The sequence below is a fragment of the Paraburkholderia sprentiae WSM5005 genome (assembly GCF_001865575.2).
Classification (GTDB): Bacteria; Pseudomonadota; Gammaproteobacteria; order Burkholderiales; family Burkholderiaceae; genus Paraburkholderia; species Paraburkholderia sprentiae.
The window spans coordinates 2,564,021-2,581,176 of sequence record NZ_CP017561.2; the positions used below are offsets into that span (position 1 = coordinate 2,564,021).

14 protein-coding genes and 1 other RNA gene are annotated in these 17,156 nt (G+C 65.9%); 11 read left to right on the top strand and 4 right to left on the bottom strand.

What is annotated here, in order from left to right; translation table 11 throughout:
* Positions 1–137: 137 nt before the first annotated feature.
* The 4 genes from ompA to ssrA all read left to right on the top strand — a co-directional run bounded on the left by ompA (position 138) and on the right by ssrA (position 2,910).
* Entirely contained in the window at positions 138–785 is a 648-nt protein-coding gene (gene ompA, locus BJG93_RS11710) for an outer membrane protein OmpA (RefSeq protein WP_027198443.1), read from the top strand.
* A 173-nt stretch (positions 786–958) separates the two neighbouring features.
* On the top strand, positions 959–1,657 hold the full coding sequence (gene ubiG / locus BJG93_RS11715; RefSeq protein WP_027198444.1) for a bifunctional 2-polyprenyl-6-hydroxyphenol methylase/3-demethylubiquinol 3-O-methyltransferase UbiG: 699 nt from the start codon (positions 959–961) through the stop codon (positions 1,655–1,657).
* Positions 1,658–1,694: 37 nt separating this feature from the next.
* Positions 1,695–2,408, top strand: a complete 714-nt coding sequence (gph, locus tag BJG93_RS11720; RefSeq protein WP_027198445.1) for a phosphoglycolate phosphatase — start codon at positions 1,695–1,697, stop codon at positions 2,406–2,408.
* A gap of 132 nt (positions 2,409–2,540) precedes the next feature.
* Positions 2,541–2,910, top strand: a transfer-messenger RNA (tmRNA) gene (gene ssrA / locus BJG93_RS11725).
* Between the two features lie 104 nt (positions 2,911–3,014).
* On the opposite strand, the gene BJG93_RS11730 is transcribed toward ssrA, so the two are convergent.
* Positions 3,015–3,281 (bottom strand): hypothetical protein, encoded by a 267-nt coding sequence (locus tag BJG93_RS11730; protein WP_027198446.1) that lies wholly within the window; start codon positions 3,279–3,281, stop codon positions 3,015–3,017.
* Positions 3,282–3,411: 130 nt separating this feature from the next.
* On the bottom strand, positions 3,412–4,491 hold the full coding sequence (locus BJG93_RS11735; protein WP_027198447.1) for a substrate-binding domain-containing protein: 1,080 nt from the start codon (positions 4,489–4,491) through the stop codon (positions 3,412–3,414).
* A gap of 135 nt (positions 4,492–4,626) precedes the next feature.
* Between BJG93_RS11735 and BJG93_RS11740 the strand changes: the two genes are divergently transcribed.
* From BJG93_RS11740 to BJG93_RS11755, 4 genes are read left to right on the top strand one after another with little or no spacing between them, the layout of a single operon-like run.
* Positions 4,627–5,112 (top strand): NAD(P)H-dependent oxidoreductase subunit E, encoded by a 486-nt coding sequence (locus BJG93_RS11740; protein WP_027198448.1) that lies wholly within the window; start codon positions 4,627–4,629, stop codon positions 5,110–5,112.
* Entirely contained in the window at positions 5,109–6,683 is a 1,575-nt protein-coding gene (locus BJG93_RS11745; RefSeq protein ID WP_027198449.1) for a formate dehydrogenase beta subunit, read from the top strand. Before BJG93_RS11740 ends, BJG93_RS11745 begins: the two co-directional genes overlap by 4 nt.
* A gap of 15 nt (positions 6,684–6,698) precedes the next feature.
* Positions 6,699–9,683: a formate dehydrogenase subunit alpha gene (gene fdhF, locus BJG93_RS11750; protein ID WP_051374422.1), complete on the top strand. Its 2,985-nt coding sequence runs from the start codon at positions 6,699–6,701 to the stop codon at positions 9,681–9,683.
* An 8-nt stretch (positions 9,684–9,691) separates the two neighbouring features.
* On the top strand, positions 9,692–9,946 hold the full coding sequence (locus BJG93_RS11755; protein WP_027198451.1) for a formate dehydrogenase subunit delta: 255 nt from the start codon (positions 9,692–9,694) through the stop codon (positions 9,944–9,946).
* Between the two features lie 100 nt (positions 9,947–10,046).
* Here BJG93_RS11755 and BJG93_RS11760 read toward each other — a convergent pair whose 3' ends face one another.
* A complete protein-coding gene (locus BJG93_RS11760) occupies positions 10,047–11,771 on the bottom strand; it encodes an FAD-dependent monooxygenase (protein WP_027198452.1) in 1,725 nt (574 codons plus the stop codon).
* 159 nt (positions 11,772–11,930) lie between these two features.
* On the opposite strand from BJG93_RS11760, the gene BJG93_RS11765 reads away from it, so the two are divergent.
* Positions 11,931–13,778, top strand: coding sequence for a tetratricopeptide repeat protein (locus tag BJG93_RS11765; protein ID WP_027198453.1), 1,848 nt, complete (start codon positions 11,931–11,933; stop codon positions 13,776–13,778).
* Between the two features lie 57 nt (positions 13,779–13,835).
* On the opposite strand, the gene tcuC is transcribed toward BJG93_RS11765, so the two are convergent.
* On the bottom strand, positions 13,836–15,137 hold the full coding sequence (gene tcuC / locus BJG93_RS11770; protein WP_027198454.1) for an MFS transporter: 1,302 nt from the start codon (positions 15,135–15,137) through the stop codon (positions 13,836–13,838).
* A gap of 325 nt (positions 15,138–15,462) precedes the next feature.
* Between tcuC and BJG93_RS11775 the strand changes: the two genes are divergently transcribed.
* Positions 15,463–15,987, top strand: coding sequence for a GNAT family N-acetyltransferase (locus BJG93_RS11775; protein WP_027198455.1), 525 nt, complete (start codon positions 15,463–15,465; stop codon positions 15,985–15,987).
* A 112-nt stretch (positions 15,988–16,099) separates the two neighbouring features.
* On the top strand, positions 16,100–17,125 hold the full coding sequence (locus BJG93_RS11780) for a hypothetical protein (RefSeq protein ID WP_027198456.1): 1,026 nt from the start codon (positions 16,100–16,102) through the stop codon (positions 17,123–17,125).
* Positions 17,126–17,156 lie beyond the last annotated feature (31 nt).

The following is a 17,156-nucleotide window of genomic DNA, read 5'->3' on the forward strand; positions in this document are numbered from 1 at the left end:
AAGAGTCAGACACTGCTCGAAGTCTACACAGACGGTTTTTGTTCCGCACCAATGTTATACTTCGAGCAATGTATGACTGGTCTTCGTCAACAGGCTCGCAGTAAACCTGCGGTAATCTCAATTTCGAGAGGAGAAATATGAATAAACTTTCAAAGCTCGCGTTCATTGCAGCTACCGCAGTTATGGCTGCATCCGCCATGGCCCAGTCGGTGCCGGCGTCGCGACAGGCTACCAACGATAACTGGGTGAATGGTACTGGCGAATACGTGTGGATGAACGGCACGAACGAGCTTTGCTGGCGCGATGCATTCTGGACGCCCGCAACGGCTAACGCCAAGTGCGACGGCGCCCTCGTTGCTCAAGCTCCGACCCCGCCGGCACCGGTCGCTCCCGCTCCGGCCATCACCAGCCAAAAGATTACGTATCAAGCCGATGCGCTGTTCGATTTCGACAAGGCAATCCTGAAGCCGGCTGGCAAGGAACGTCTGAGCGAACTGGCATCGAAGATCCAGGGCATCAACCTCGAAGTCGTCGTCGCTACGGGTCACACCGACCGCATCGGTTCGGACGCCTACAACGACCGTCTGTCGCTGCGCCGCGCTCAAGCTGTGAAGGCCTTCCTGGTCAGCAAGGGCGTCGAAGCCAACCGTATCTACACGGAAGGCAAGGGCCGTCGCAACCCGGTTACCACCGGTTGCAACCAGAAGAACCGCAAGCAACTCATCGCCTGCCTCGCACCGGACCGTCGCGTGGAAGTCGAAGTTGTCGGCACGCCGAAGCAGTAAGCTGGAAAATTACCGCAGTATCGAAAGCCCCGCTTCGGCGGGGCTTTTTTTATGCGTGGGCGCGCATCAGCACCCGCTAGCCGCCGTGCTTTTGCCGCCCTTTCTCTCGCCCTATATACTCAGGGTTTATCCTCGAGCGTCCGCTCACCGCTTTCATCGAGGCAGCCTTCGCCATGACCAACGCCGATCCCCACGAACTACAGAAATTCAGCGACCTCGCGCATCGTTGGTGGGACCCGAACGCCGAATTCAAACCGCTGCACGAACTGAATCCGATTCGCCTGCGCTGGATCGATGCGCACGCGCATCTTGCCGGCAAAAAGGTGCTCGATATCGGCTGCGGCGGCGGCATCCTGTCGGAATCGATGGCGGGTCTGGGCGCTCAAGTGAAGGGCATCGACCTGTCGACGCAGGCACTCGGTGTCGCCGATCTTCACAGTCTTGAAAGTGGCGTAACCGTCGATTACGAAGAAATCGCCGCCGAGGCGCTGGCCGCGCGCGAACCGGGCACGTATGACGCGGTCACCTGCATGGAGATGCTCGAGCACGTGCCGCGGCCGGCCGCGATCGTCGAGGCCTGCAAGAGTCTTGTCAAGCCGGGTGGCTGGGTGTTTTTCTCCACGCTGAATCGCAACGTGAAGTCGTATCTGTTCGCGGTGATCGGCGCCGAATACATCGCGCGAATGTTGCCGAAGGGCACGCACGACTACGCGCGCTTCATCCGCCCGTCGGAACTCGCCGGCTTCGCGCGCGCCGCGGAGCTGCGCACGGCCGACATCAAGGGCATCGTATACAACCCGGTCAGCAAGCATTTCGCGCTGTCGTCCGACACGAGCGTCAACTATATGCTCGCCTGCCGCCGCGACGCCTGACCTGCCAGAACCGCCCCGCCGCATCCAAAACGAACCAATGAGCGACCCGACTTCCCTGCCGCAACGCGAAGACAACGACGACACGCTCGGCTTTTGCCTCGCCGTGCTTTTTGACCTCGACGGCACGCTTGCCGACACGGCGCCCGACCTCGCCGCCGCCGTCAACAAGATGCGCCACGACCGAGGACTCGAGATGGTGCCGCTCGAAAATCTGCGCCCGCTGGCTTCGGCCGGAGCGCGCGGACTTATCTGCGGCGCGTTCGGCATCGGCCCGGACCATCACGAATTTGCATCGATGCGCGAGGAGTTTCTGGCGAACTACGAAGCGGATCTGTGCATCGAGACGACGCTCTTTCCGGGAATCGCGGAAGTGCTCGACGAACTCGATGCGCGCGGTGTGCGCTGGGGCATCGTCACGAACAAGGTCGCGCGGCTCACCGAGCCGCTTGTGGCGCAACTCGGGCTCGAGGAGCGCGCCGGCTGCGTGGTGAGTGGCGACACGACCCCGCATTCGAAACCGCACCCCGCGCCGCTGCTGCACGCGGCCCGCGAGCTGGACGTCGCGCCCGAGCGCGTCGTCTATATCGGCGACGATCTGCGCGACGTGCAGGCCGGTTTTGCCGCCGGGATGAAGACCGTAGCCGCGGCGTACGGCTATTGCGGCAACGACATTCCGCCGACACGGTGGCACGCGCAGCACGTCGTGGCAACGACGGCCGAGTTGCAGACGCTGCTGCGCGATATCGGCTGACAGATCGACTGAACGGCGCGTCCGACACACTTGCTACCTGGCTGCATCATTAGCGCCGACCCAAGAGGCGCGACGCGGCCCTCGATCTATTGTAAAATCCCCTTTGGCTCATAGATATGAGCAACGAACCGCGGGGGCGACCTGGTTTCGACAGGGGTTGCGAAGCGGCTAGGGCATGTCGAGGACCCGTCACCTCGTTAATCAATGGGAAAAACGTAACTGCAAACGACGATACGTTCGCACTGGCAGCCTAAGGGCCGCCGTCCTCTGCCTAGTTCACTGACGGGCTAGTGTCGCAAGACCGGTAGCAATACCGACAGAGGTCATATACGTCAGTTAAGCCTTGGCGGCGTCACGACGTCCGGGTCGAAAATTTGGTGAATCGCCGTAGCGCAGCGTGTTCGTCCGCGTCGCTGCGGTTAAACCAAAAGACAGAACTAAACATGTAGAACTGGTCGTAGAGGACTTCTGGACGCGGGTTCGATTCCCGCCGCCTCCACCAAACACTCGGGCGTTCGTGATGAACGGCCTGAAAAAACCCCGGTAGCGTAACGCTGCCGGGGTTTTTTATTGTCAGCATCGATCGAGCAAAGCCCGGGCGAACGTTCATTCGTCTTTCGGGCACTGCAGATTGCAGCCATTCGGATCGCCCAGGTCACCGCGCTTGCGCGCATGCGAGCGTTGGCCGTGCTGATACTTGTCCGACGGCGCGGACGCGGCGAACGGCATCTGCGGATGCTCGTTGAGGCGGAATTCATCGTTCAGGATGCCGCCTGGCACGCCCGGGGAGTTTTGCGCGAAGGCCACAGAAACGGTGGCACAAAGCACACCAGCCGCGGCAGCGACGGTACATGCGTGGAGCAGAGCTTTCATGTCGGTTCGGCGCGTCTTGGCGCGCGGCTAGAGCGGATGCGAAGCCAAGAGGGTAGCCGAAACCGGCGCACTTCGCAGCGGCGCGCGCCATCCGCGATCGCTTTTCTGATTACGTGCGCTTACGCCGCCGTTACGCGAGCGCACCGCCGAGCCCCTCGTCCAGATCGACGAGCCTGCCGCAGTCGCGCGGATCATAGCCGTCGAGCTGCTCGACCCGATGGTGAAACGCGCTGCCGCGCAGCAGATCGATCACTGTGGCGAGCGGCGCGCGAGCGAGGTGTGCGCGGTCGCACGCGAAGTAGTAGTCCTCGTCGACGATCGGAATGAAGTCGAGCCCGAAGTGATGCGCGGCCGGCTCCACGCCGAAGCCTATGTCCGCCATGCCGCTCGCGACGAACGCGGCGATCGCCGAGTGCGTCAACTCGGCCGACGCATAGCCGTTGACGCGGTCCGGGTCCACGCCGAGCCGGCGCAGCGCGAGATCTAGCAGCATCCGCGTACCCGAGCCCGGCTGGCGGTTGACGAAGCGGATGTCGTCGCGGGCAAGGTCGCCGAGCCCGCCGATCCGCTTCGGATTGCCCTTGCCGATGAAAAGACCCTGCTTGCGGCGGGTCAGATGCACGAGCACGTGGCGCTGCGGGTCGAGCCAGCGCCGGTAGGTGTCGGCGCACACCGCACGAAACTCGCCGAGCGGCAAATGAAAACCCGCCAGATCGCACTCGCCGCGCGCGAGCGCGCTGACCGCGTCGGCACTGTCGCGGTATTTGATCTCGACCGGCAGATCTTTGGCGACCAGCGCAGTCACGAGCGCGGCCACCGCATAGCCGTGCGACGCGTGGATCCGCACGTCATCTGCGGGGGGCGCGAGCCAGCGATTCAGATCGCTCGCCACTTCGCTCGCGAGCGCCTGCAGATTGCCGTCGAGCCGCTCGCCGCAGAGCCGCTGCCCGCGCAGCACCGCGTGACCGAGCTCGGAGAGCACCGAGCCGCGCCCGCGCTCTTTCGCGATCAACGGACCGCCAAGCCGCCCCTCGATGCTGCGCAGCAACCCCCATGCGTGCCGGTAGGACAAACCCTTAAGCGTCGCGGCTTGCGCAATGCTGCCCGATTCGTTGACGAGCGCAAGCAGCGGCACCACGTCCGACAGGCTGGCCTCGCGGCCATCCGCGCCCTTCACCACCAGTTCAACCTGGCATTCGATCCTGACCATATATGCTTGACTCTTTCCTATTGCACGCGCCGGTTGGGCCGCCTATCTTTCGGCTATACCATATCGAATAAGCGAAGCATACGTGCACGTATTATGAATAACAAGTGCATATATCGCTTTGGAGGAGCCCCCACTTTGGACGATTCTCTCGCCACGGCGCCGGATCAGCTCGTGCAGCGTCACGCGCAGCCGGGCCGTTCGCTCATCACGATCCTGCACGCGATCCAGGACGAACTTGGCTATGTGCCGGCTGCGGCGGTCGAACCGCTCGCCCGCGCGCTGAACCTGTCGCGTGCGGAAGTGCACGGCGTCATCAGCTATTACCATCACTTTCGCACCACGCCGGCCGCGCCCGTCACGGTCCAGCTTTGCCGCGCCGAGGCGTGCCGCAGCATGGGCACCGAGGCGCTCGCACAGCACATCGAGGCGCACACCGGCTGCCGCTTCGACGCCGGTCATCACGACGGCGCAACAGTAGAGCTCGAATCGGTGTACTGCCTCGGCCAATGCGCGCTGTCGCCGGCGCTGATGCTCAACGGCACGCTGCACGCGCGCGTGTCGCCGCAAAAATTCGATGCGCTGCTCGCCGCGGCCCGCAAACGCGTGGAGGTGCCGGCATGACGCGCCTCTATGTTCCGCGAGATTCATCGGCGCTCGCGCTCGGCGCCGATGCCCTGGCTGAAGCCATCGCCAGCGAAGCCGCGCGCCGCGGCGTTGAAATCGAACTGATCCGCAACGGTTCGCGCGGGTTGCTGTGGCTCGAACCGCTCGTCGAAGTCGCGACGCCTGAAGGCCGCATCGGCTATGCGAATGTCGAGGTCGAAGACGTCGCCGCGTTGTTCGACGCGGGCTTCATCGACGGCGGCGAGCATGCGCGGCGCGTCGGCGTGGTCGACGAGATCCCGTATCTGAAGAAGCAGCAGCGCCTGACCTTCGCGCGCATCGGCATCACCGACCCGCTCTCGATCGACGACTACCTCACGCACGGCGGCCTCGAAGGCTTACGCAACGTGCTGCAAACCGACGGCGACAGCGTTTGCGAAGCCTTGATCGAATCGGGTCTGCGCGGCCGCGGCGGCGCGGCATTCCCGGCCGGCATCAAGTGGCGCACGGTGCGCGGCGCGAAGGCTGCGCAGAAGTACATCGTCTGCAATGCCGACGAGGGCGACTCGGGCACCTTCTCCGATCGTCTCGTGATGGAAAGCGATCCATACGTGCTGATCGAAGGCATGATCATCGCGGGCGTCGTGACCGGCGCGAGCGTCGGCTACATCTATGTGCGCAGCGAATACCCGCACTCGATCGCGACGCTCGAAGCGGCCATCGCCCGTGCGCGTCAAGCTGGCTGGCTCGGCGACAGCGTGCTCTCGAGCGGGCAGCGCTTCGAGCTGTTCGTCGCGAAAGGCGCGGGCTCGTATGTGTGCGGCGAGGAAACCGCGCTGCTCGAATCGCTCGAAGGCAAGCGCGGCATCGTCCGCGCGAAACCGCCCGTGCCCGCGCTCGCGGGTCTGTACGGCCAGCCCACCGTGATCAACAACGTGATCACGTTCGCCACGGTGCCGATCATCTTCGCGCGTGGCGCGGCGTTCTATAAGGACTTCGGCATCGGCCGCTCGCGCGGCACGCTGCCGTTCCAGCTGGCCGGCAACATCAAGCGGGGCGGCCTCGTCGAACTCGCGTTCGGCGTGACGCTGCGCGAACTGCTCGACGACTTCGGCGGCGGCACCGCGAGCGGCCGGCCGGCGCGCGCGGTGCAGGTGGGCGGCCCGCTCGGCACCTATCTGCCGCCAAGCCAGTGGGACATTCCAATGGACTACGAAGCCTATGCGGCGGTCGGCGCGGTGATCGGCCACGGCGGTCTGGTCGTGCATGACGACACGTCGAACCTTGCCGAGCTGGCGCAATACGCGATGCACTTCTGCGCGCTCGAATCGTGCGGCAAATGCACGCCGTGCCGGATCGGCTCGACGCGCGGCGTCGAAGTGATCGCGCGGATTCGTAACGGCGACACGTCGACGCGTCAGGTGCAATTGCTGCGCGATCTGTGCGACACGATGGTGTCCGGCTCGCTGTGCGCGATGGGCGGCATGACGCCGTATCCGGTGTTGTCCGCGCTCGATCATTTCCCTGAAGACTTCGGTCTCGCCGCCGATCCCACTGCCGACCACGCCATCAAAGCGACCGCGGCCTGACTCCAGGAGTTCACCATGTCCGACCAGTTCAACTCCCATGCCGGCGCCCCGAAGGAAGTCCCCCTGGGGGGCGGCTGCGGCTCAGGCAACTGCGCATGCAAGTCGCAGGCCGTGGCACGCGCCGCCAAGCCCTTCTCCGACGAAACCGACTACGGTACCCCCGCCCGCCACTCGGACGTCGACGTGACGCTCGAAATCGACGGTCAGGCGGTGACCGTACCGGCCGGCACGTCGGTGATGCGCGCGGCGGCCGAAGCTGGCGTCAACGTGCCGAAGCTGTGCGCGACCGATTCGCTCGAACCGTTCGGCTCGTGCCGCCTGTGTCTCGTCGAAATCGAAGGACGGCGCGGCTACCCGGCCTCGTGCACGACGCCGGTCGAAGCCGGCATGAAGGTGCGCACGCAGACCGACCGTCTGCAGTCGCTGCGTCGCAACGTGATGGAGCTGTACATTTCCGACCATCCGCTCGATTGCCTGACCTGCCCCGCCAACGGCGACTGCGAACTGCAGGACATGGCGGGCGTGACCGGCCTGCGCGAAGTGCGCTACGGCTTCGACGGCGCGAATCATCTGAAGGACCAAAAGGACGAATCGAATCCGTACTTCACCTACGACCCGGCGAAGTGCATCGTCTGCAATCGCTGCGTGCGCGCGTGCGAGGAAACCCAGGGCACGTTCGCGCTGACGATCACCGGACGCGGCTTCGAATCGCGCGTCGCGGCGAGCGAGAACCAGCCGTTCATGGAATCGGAGTGCGTGTCGTGCGGCGCGTGCGTGGCCGCGTGCCCGACCGCGACGTTGCAGGAAAAGACCGTCGTGATGCTCGGCCAGCCCGAGCACTCGGTCGTCACCACTTGCGCGTATTGCGGCGTCGGCTGCTCGTTCAAGGCCGAGATGAAGGGCAACCAGGTCGTGCGGATGGTGCCGCACAAGAACGGCCAGGCCAACGAAGGCCATGCGTGCGTCAAGGGCCGCTTCGCGTGGGGCTACGCGACCCATAAGGACCGCATCACGAAGCCGATGATCCGCGCGAAGATCACCGACCCGTGGCGCGAAGTCAGCTGGGACGAAGCGATCTCGTACGCGGCGTCGGAATTCCGCCGCATCCAGGCCAAGCACGGCCGCGATTCGATCGGCGGCATCACGTCGTCGCGCTGCACGAACGAAGAGACTTACCTCGTGCAGAAGCTGGTGCGCGCCGCGTTCGGCAATAACAACGTCGACACCTGCGCGCGCGTGTGCCATTCGCCGACCGGCTACGGTCTGAAGACGACGATCGGCGAATCGGCGGGCACCCAGACGTTCGCATCGGTCGACAAGGCCGACGTCATCATGGTGATCGGCGCCAATCCGACCGACGGCCACCCGGTGTTCGCCTCACGCCTGAAGCGCCGCGTGCGCGAGGGGGCGAAGCTGATCGTCGTCGATCCGCGCCGGATCGATATCGTCGATACGCCGCACGTCAAGGCGTCGCATCACCTGCAATTGCGGCCCGGCACCAACGTCGCGCTCGTCAACGCGCTCGCGCATGTAATCGTCACCGAGGGTTTGCTCGACGAAGCGTTCGTCGCCGAGCGCTGCGAAACGCGCGCGTTCGAGCAGTGGCGCGATTTCGTCGTGCTGCCGGAGAACTCGCCCGAAGCGACCGAAGCGGCGACCGGCGTGCCCGCGCAACAGGTGCGCGAAGCCGCGCGCATCTACGCGAGCGCCGGCAACGCCGCGATCTACTACGGCCTCGGCGTCACCGAACACGCGCAAGGCTCGACGATGGTGATCGGTATCGCGAACCTCGCGATGGCGACCGGCAACATCGGGCGCGAAGGCGTCGGCGTGAATCCGCTGCGCGGCCAGAACAATGTGCAGGGCTCGTGCGACATGGGCTCGTTCCCGCACGAGCTGCCCGGCTATCGTCACATCGGCGATCCGCTCGTGCGCGCGCAGTTCGAAAACGAGTGGGCTGTCACGCTGCAACCGGAACCGGGCCTGCGCATTCCGAACATGTTCGACGCCGCGCTGCACGGCAGCTTCAAGGGCCTGTACTGCCAGGGCGAGGACATCGTGCAGTCGGACCCGAACACGCATCATGTGGCGGCGGCGCTATCGTCGATGGAATGCATCGTGGTGCAGGACATCTTCCTGAACGAGACCGCCAAGTATGCGCACGTGCTGCTGCCCGGCTCGTCGTTCCTCGAAAAGGACGGCACCTTCACCAATGCCGAGCGCCGCATCTCGCGCGTGCGCAAGGTGATGCCGCCGCTTGGCGGTTACGCGGACTGGGAAGTCACGCTGCTGCTGTCGCGCGCGCTCGGCTACGAGATGGACTACACGCATCCGTCCGAGATCATGGATGAAATCGCGCGGCTCACACCGACCTTCCACGGCGTGTCGTATCAGAAGCTCGACGAAATGGGCAGCATCCAGTGGCCGTGCAACGAGGACGCGCCCGACGGCACGCCGACGATGCACGTCGATACCTTCGTGCGCGGCAAGGGCAAGTTCGTGATCACGAAGTTCTTCGCGTCACCAGAGAAGGTCACGCGCAAGTATCCGCTGCTGCTGACGACCGGCCGCATCCTGTCACAGTACAACGTCGGCGCGCAGACGCGCCGCACCGAGAACTCGCGCTGGCATGACGAAGACCGGCTCGAACTGCATCCGCACGATGCGCAGGAGCGCGGCATCAAAACCGGCGACTGGGTCGGCATCGAATCGCGCGCGGGACAGACCGTGTTGCGCGCCAAGGTGACGGAGCGGATGCAGCCGGGCGTCGTCTATACGACGTTCCACTTCCCCGAATCGGGTGCGAACGTGATCACGACCGACAGCTCCGACTGGGCGACCAACTGCCCGGAATACAAGGTGACCGCGGTGCAGGTGATGCCGGTCGAGCAGCCGTCGCAATGGCAGAAGGAGTATTCGCGCTTCAATAGCGAACAGCTCGAACTGCTGAAGCAGCGCGAGCTGGCCAATGCGGCCGCGGCCGTCACCGCGGGCAAATGAGGCGAGCGATGGACAAACGGAATCTGATCGACATGGCGAACCGGATCGGCGACTTCTTCGAGTCGATGCCCGACCACGAGGAAGCGCTGACCGGCGTCGCCGAGCATATCCGCCGCTCCTGGGAGCCGCGCATGCGGCGCGCGCTGCTCTCGACGCTCGACGAAGCGCCGGACAAGTATGGCATCGCGCTATCGGACTTCACGCGCGAGGCGATCGTCCGGTATCGCGAGAAGTTGACGCCGGCGCAGGCGTCGGCGGCTTAGGCTTTAGGCCGTTCGCTCGATCACCGGGGCGCGACGGCGCCCTCTCCGCCGCGCGCGTGCCTGTGCCCACGGCCACGCAACGGGCAACAGGCGGCTCTGATCACAACGTCGCCTGCTCCGGTATTTCTCCCCCCACCGCAAACCACGCCTCGCAGTGCCGTACGAGACCGTGCAGGTCCGAGCCGGTGCGTCCGCGCGCGCCAATATAGCCGTCCGGCCGCACCAGGTAAAACGACGGCCGCGTGCGCCCATACGATTCGGACAGCGCCGGGCCGCCATCACCGCTCGTATCGGTGACGCGCCAGATGCGTACCGCGTTTGGCAGCAGCCGCTCGACCTCGGCGGCGAGCTTTTCCACCTCGGGGTCCGGCGGCGCCGCATGTTTCGCGGCCGGGTCGAGCGGGGTGCCGTCGACGGCCAGCGGCGGCACCAGCAGAAACAGCGAGAAGAACGCCGGATCGTGCAGATCGAAAATGCAGCCGACGCCCGGCGCGCGACCGAGCGGACCGTCGACGACATGCACCAGCGCATCGGGCGCGCGCTCGCCCGCGCGCGGGCCGCCGTCGAGCACGCGTTCGAGCGTCAGCGGACTGCGCCGGTACTGGATCGACAGCTCGCTGATCGTCGCACGCGCGGCATCGCGCAGCGGACCGAGCGCGGCCAGCACCGGCATCACGCGCTCGCGCAGCAGCTTCAGCGGACCGTGATCGGCCTCGGCCATCTGCGTGATGAATCCTGTTTGCCGCAGCACCTCGCGCTCGATCGGATGCCGTTCGGCGTGGTACGTGTCGAGCAGGCGATCCGGCGCCGCGCCGCCGATCACGCGGGCGAGCTTCCAGCCGAGATTTAGCGCTTCCTGGATGCCGGTATTCATGCCTTGCGCGCCCGCGGGGCTGTGCACGTGCGCGGCATCGCCGGCGAGGAAGACGCGGCCCACGCGCAGCCGATCGACCATCCGGCTGTTCACGTGGAAATACGCCGACCACGCGAGATCCGACACGTCGACGCGCTCGCGCACGCGTCGCGCGATCAGCGCCTTGCATTGTTCGAGCGACGGCGCCGGCGCCGGGTCCAACGGCGGCTCGCCGAGCACCGCGGGGGTCGGCGGCGCGGCGCGGCCGGACGGCTCGACCGCGTGATCGGCGATCAGGCGATGGCGGCCGTGGCCCATCGGGAACAGTGCAACGAGACCGTCTCCGGACGCGAAGATGTGGAACTCGTCGTCGGGCCAGTCGGTTTCGGCGTGCAGGTCGGCGAGCAGGAAGGTCTGTTCGAAGGTCTTGCCCTCGAAGTTCAGGCCGAGCCGGTGGCGAATCGCGCTATGGGCGCCGTCGGCCGCGATCAGATACGACGGGCGCATGGTTTCCGTGTGGCCGTTGGCGCGGCGCAGCGTCGTCTGAATGCTCGCGGAGCCTTGCATGAACGCCATCAGCTCGACGCCGCGCTCGACCGTCACGCCGAGCGTCGCGAGATGCTCGGTCAGGAGCCGCTCGGTCACCGACTGGTCGAGAAACAGCAGATACGGATAGCGCGTGTGCAGCGGATCGAAATCGAGCTGCGCAAGCCGCATGCCGTTCGAAAACAGATTCGCGACGCGCGCGCGATGGCCGAGCTCGAGAAACGGCTCGATCAGCCGATGCTGTTCGAGCAGTTCGAGCGTGCGGGCCTGAATGCCGATCGCGCGCGAGTACGGATTCGGCTGCGGCGCCTTGTCGATCAGACGCACAGGAATGTGAGCGCGCGCGAGACTCATCGCTGCGGCAAGTCCGGTGGGACCGGCCCCGACGATCAGCACCGGCGACGCGTCGTAGGCGGCAGCGTCCATGCGGAACTCCGGAGGCAACAATGTTTTCTAGTGTACGCCGCCGCCCAAGCGGTACGCCCGTCGCAGACGATGCGCCCGCGATCCGCGCAAATCCGGGCCCCGCGCGCAAGTATGGGAAAATGCGGCCTCAGTCTGATTGATCCCAATGCCCTCCCCGTCATGCAACCTGTATTTGACCGCGCGTTCGCGGCACATCGTGACGGCCGCCTCGACGACGCCGAACGCGACTACCGCACCACGCTCGAGCACAACCCCAGCCACGTCGACGCGCTGCATCTGCTCGGCGTGCTGCGCCACCAGCAGGGCCAGCACGCGGAGGCCGCGTCGCTCGTGCGGCGCGCGGTCGACCTGCGCCCTGAAGACGCGGCGCTGCAACTGAACCTTGGCAATGCGCTGAAGGCCCTCGGCCAGATCGACGCCGCGATCGAGCAGTTCCGCAACGCGCTGACGCTCGCGCCGGCCTTCCCGATGGCGCACTACAACCTCGGCAACGCGTACGCGTCGCTCGGCCGTCACGAAGACGCCGCCGATGCGTTCGAACGCTCGCTGCGCCTGCAGCCGGACGACGCGTCATCGCACAACAATCTCGGCAACGCGCTGCACGCGCTCGGCCGTCACGCGGAGGCGATCGCGTCGTTCCGGCGCGCGCTCGAGCTGCGCCCCGGTCACGCGGGCGCGCTGAACAACATGGGCATGTCGCTGAACGCGCTGGATCGGCCGAACGAGGCGGTGCCCTGCTTCGAGGCCGCGCTCGCCGCTGAGCCGCGCTTCGTCGCTGCGCATTTCAATCTCGCGAATACCTTCGATGCGATCGGCCGCCATGCGCAGGCGGTCGCGTCGTTTGAAGCGGCGCTGCGTCTGCAGCCGAACCTGCCGCCCGCGATCTATGGCATGGGCAACGCGCTCGCGGCGCTCGGCCGTGCCGAACAGGCCCTGCCGTATCTGGAGCGCGCGGTCGGGCTCGATCCGCAATTCGCGCTCGCCTGGCTTGCGCTGGGTACCGCGCATCAGGCGCTCGGCGCGCACGCGGCCGCGGTGCGCGCGCTCGATCAGGCGCTGCGGCTGCGTCCTGATCTCGCGTCCGCGCATATGAACCGTGCGCTCGCCTGGCTCGCGATGCGCGACTTCGAGCGCGGGCTGCCCGAATACGAATGGCGCTTGCAGACCGTCGCGCAACCCGCCATCCAGACGCTGCCGCGCTGGCACGGCGAGTCGATCGGCAAGCACACGCTGCTGATCCATGCCGAACAGGGTTTCGGCGACACCTTGCAGTTCGTGCGCTTCGTACCGCTTGCCGCGCAACGCGCCGCGCGCGTCGTGCTCGAAGTACAGCCGCAGTTGGTGCCGCTACTCGCCCCCGCCGCGCAGACGTGGCGCGTGTCGCTGATCGCTCAGGGCCAGCCGCGCCCCGCCGCCGATCTGCAGATTCCGCTGCTGAGTCTGCCGCTCGCGCTCGGCACACGCTACGACACGATCGAGGCGCGCACGCCGTATCTGAACGTGCCGCCTGCCTATCGCCGCAAATGGCGCGGCTCGCTCGGCGGTCAGGCGAAGCGCAAGATCGGGCTCGCGTGGTCGGGGCGCATTCAGCGCAACGAAACTCGCACGATGCCGCTCGCCGTGCTCGAGCCGCTGTTCGCGCTCGATGGCATCGACTGGATCGTGCTGCAGCCCGATCTGTCCGAAGACGAACGCGCGGCGCTCGACGCGCATCCCCGCGCGGGCGCGATCCATCGCTTCGACCACCGCATCGGCGACTTCGCGGATACCGCGGCGATCGTCGAGCGGCTCGACGCGGTGGTGTCGATCGACACATCGATCGCGCACCTCGCGGGCGCGCTGCGCAAACCGCTATGGCTGATGCTGCCGTTCGCGGCCGACTGGCGCTGGTTCGACGACGACCGGCGCAGCCCGTGGTATCCCGGTGCGACGCTCGTGCGTCAGCCGAGGCCGGGCGCGTGGGATGAAGTGGTCGATAGGATCGCCAACGAATTGCGGCACGGCTAATAACGAAAAACCCCGCTTTCGCGGGGTTTTTTGCTTTCAGAAGACGAGGCGAATCCGTCAGGCCGCCCGATACTGGTTGCGCGCCTCCGGCGTGCGGTACAGGAACAGCGTCGCGAGCAGACCGCAGATCGCCGCCGCGCCCAACACCAGACCCGGCGCCGCCTTGTTGCTGGTCACGTGGATCAGCAGCGTGGCGATGGCCGGCGTGAAGCCGCCGATCGTCGTCGCCAGACTGTACGCGAGCGAGAAACCGGCGGTACGCACTTCGACCGGCATCACCTCGGTCAGCGCGACCACCATCGCGCCGTTGTAGGAGCCGTAGAGGAACGATAGCCACAGCTGCACCGCGAGCAGTCGCGCGAACGACGGTTCGGCGACGAGCCATTGCAGCGCCGGATACGCGGTGAGGATCGTCAGGATCGTGAACGCGAGCAGCACCGGGCGGCGGCCGATGCGGTCCGACAGCGCGCCCGCGAGCGGCAGCCAGATCAGGTTCGAGATACCGACGCAGACGGTGACGACGAGCGTGTCGAGTGCCGACAGCTTCAGCACTTCCCTGCCGAAGGTCGGCGTGTAAGCAGTGATCGTGTAGAACGACACCGTCGTCATGATGACCATGCCCATGCCGCCCAGCACGACCGGGTAGTTCGCGAGCATCGACTTCATGATCTCGCCCATGCTCGGACGGTGCTTGCGCTTCGTGAACTCCTCGGTTTCCTGCAGCGAACGGCGGACGATGAACAGGAACGGCACGATCAGGCAGCCGATCAGGAACGGCACGCGCCAGCCCCACGCGAACATCTGGTCGGCGGGCAGCAGCTTGTTGAGCAGCACGCCGATCAGCGCGGCGAACACCACCGCGACCTGCTGGCTGCCCGACTGCCATGAGCAATAGAAGCCCTTGTTACCCTTCGTCGCGATCTCCGACAGGTACACCGACACGCCGCCGAGCTCGACGCCGGCCGAGAAGCCTTGCAGCAGCCGACCGAGCAACACGAGCACCGGCGCCAGGAGCCCGATGGTCGCGTAGCCCGGTATCGCCGCGACGGTCAGCGTGCCGAGCGCCATCAGGCTCAGCGTGAGGATCAGGCCCTTGCGACGGCCGTGATGGTCGATGTAGGCGCCGAGCACGATCGCGCCAAGCGGACGCATCAGGAAGCCCGCGCCGAACACGGACAGCGACAGCATCAGCGACGCGAAATCGCTGCCGCTCGGGAAGTAGGTCTTGGCAATCGCCGAAGCGTAATAGCCGTAGACCATGAAGTCGTACATCTCAAGAAAGTTGCCGCTGACGACGCGGAACACTGTCTTGACCTTGGATTCTTCGGTGGTGGAAGCGGCGTGAGTCGCAGTAGACATGACACTCTCGGATAGGCCCGCCGCCGCGTCGGACGGATCGACGCTGACGCTGACGCACGGGCAATGGGAACGATCCACTGCGTTTGGCAAGCGGATGCCGCGGGCGGGCACGCACGCATCAGCAGAAGCGCACCCGGGGCGCCGCATTGTGTTGTCCCCGGCGTTCGTCTGATACCAGGGTAAACGCTGAGCTTGATGCGAGCCCGATGCCAGGTAATGCTACTGCTGATGAGGTCGCCGCGAAACGCATACAGTTTGCTTACGCGCGACACCGGCGGGCGGAGCGATAGACTGTCCGCGCGAGGCCATTCAGCCGATTACTCCAATGCTCAGCACCTCTGCTCTTTCCGTGCGCCCCGCGATGCTCGAGGACGCCGCGCTGATTGCGTCGATCCACAGCGTCAGCTGGCAGGCGACCTATCGCGGTCTGTTGCCCGACGCGTTCCTCGATGGCGAAGTCACGCGCGAACGCGCCGCCTATTGGGAAGCGCGTCTCGGCGCGCCGGGCGGCGAGCGCCGGATCGTGCTGCTCGCCGAGCTGGCCGGCGCGCCGATCGGCTTCGTGTGCGTCGAGCGTCAGCCCGAGTCCGCGTGGGGGGTGCTGCTCGACAACCTGCATGCGCTGCCCGGTTATCAAGGCATCGGGGTCGGCAAAACGCTGATGCGCGCGGCCGTTGACTGGACCCGCGCGCAGGGCGAGGCACAGCTCTATCTGTACGTGCTCGAGGGCAATACCGCGGCGATCGGCTTTTACGAGCGGCACGGCTGGCAGTTCGTCGGCGCGGAGCCTGACCATATGGGCGGCGTCGACATCACCGCGTTGCGCTATGTGTACCGGTTGAAGCCTTGAGCGCCGCGGCGACGGCGCACGCACGTGATGTCTTCGTTTTCGGAGTCATCTGAAGGGTGGACGACGTGGTTTCGAGGGATCATTTCCTGTTGCCGATGGCTTCAAGAAACCGATGACCAGCACGCCGCTCACCTTGATCGAAGGCGCATTCGCGCTTCCCCGTCTCCGTCCGCTCGACCACTTGCCCGAACCGTTCGGCGGCGATTGGGCGTTGCGGCCCCTCGGTCAGCGCTGGCGGGCTGGACTCGATTCGCTGTATACAGCGCTGCTGCGCAACGTCTGCGTCAGCGATCAGCAGTTGCTGTCGTATGAGCAGTGGGTGTTGCTCGACGGCGTGCTGATCGGCGCGAAGCGCCCGGCAGAGGCGCCGGTCGCGCGGGCCACGCCCCCTGCCTCGGAACCTGCGCATGCCGCCAAGGCGACGCGTCCCGTTACGCAACGGAGCGTGCCTGCGCGTCCAATGCGAATCACGCTCAAGCCCCGCTCGCCGCGAATCGCGCAGCGGCGCACTGTGTGGCATCGGCGTAGGGGCGCGGCGAGCGCCTGTGTAATCGGCTGCGTCGCGCTGCTGGCGTGGTGGATGGCCGATCAGCCTCTGGCACCTCGTCACATCGCGTCTGACATGCTGAAATCGGCGCAAGCTCTGATCGCCCGTCGCGACGCGCCGGCGCCCATCGAAGCGCGTCGTGCGCAGCATCAGCTCGCCAGACCCGAAGCACGCGTGATTGCCGAATCCTTGGCACCGGTTCCCGCGCTCCCTCCATTACCTGCCGACGTGTCCGCCGCACCCGCGCGCATCGCGGCTTCGCCTCAGCGCACCGCCACGCGGCATCAGTCCGCGCCGCGTGAGGCAGTTCATTCGTCTGCCGCGCGTCGTGTGCTCCGCGCGCAAACGCATCAGCTTGGTGCGGATCGACATGCCGCGAATGAGTCGTTGCGTGCGTCGCGCGTGCAAAAAACCCGGTTCGGCGAAGACGAATACGCTGACGTGACGACGGTCGCCACGATGTCTTTGCGCGACGGCGCACCGCTGCCGCGCTCGGCCGTTTCGAACAAGCGGCCGTCGAACAGCACTGAGTGGATGAACCACATGTCGCAGCGTCGCATCACCGAAATCCCGGAACAATTCGCGCCATGAGCGCCGCCGTTATTTCGACGCAGGCAAATCG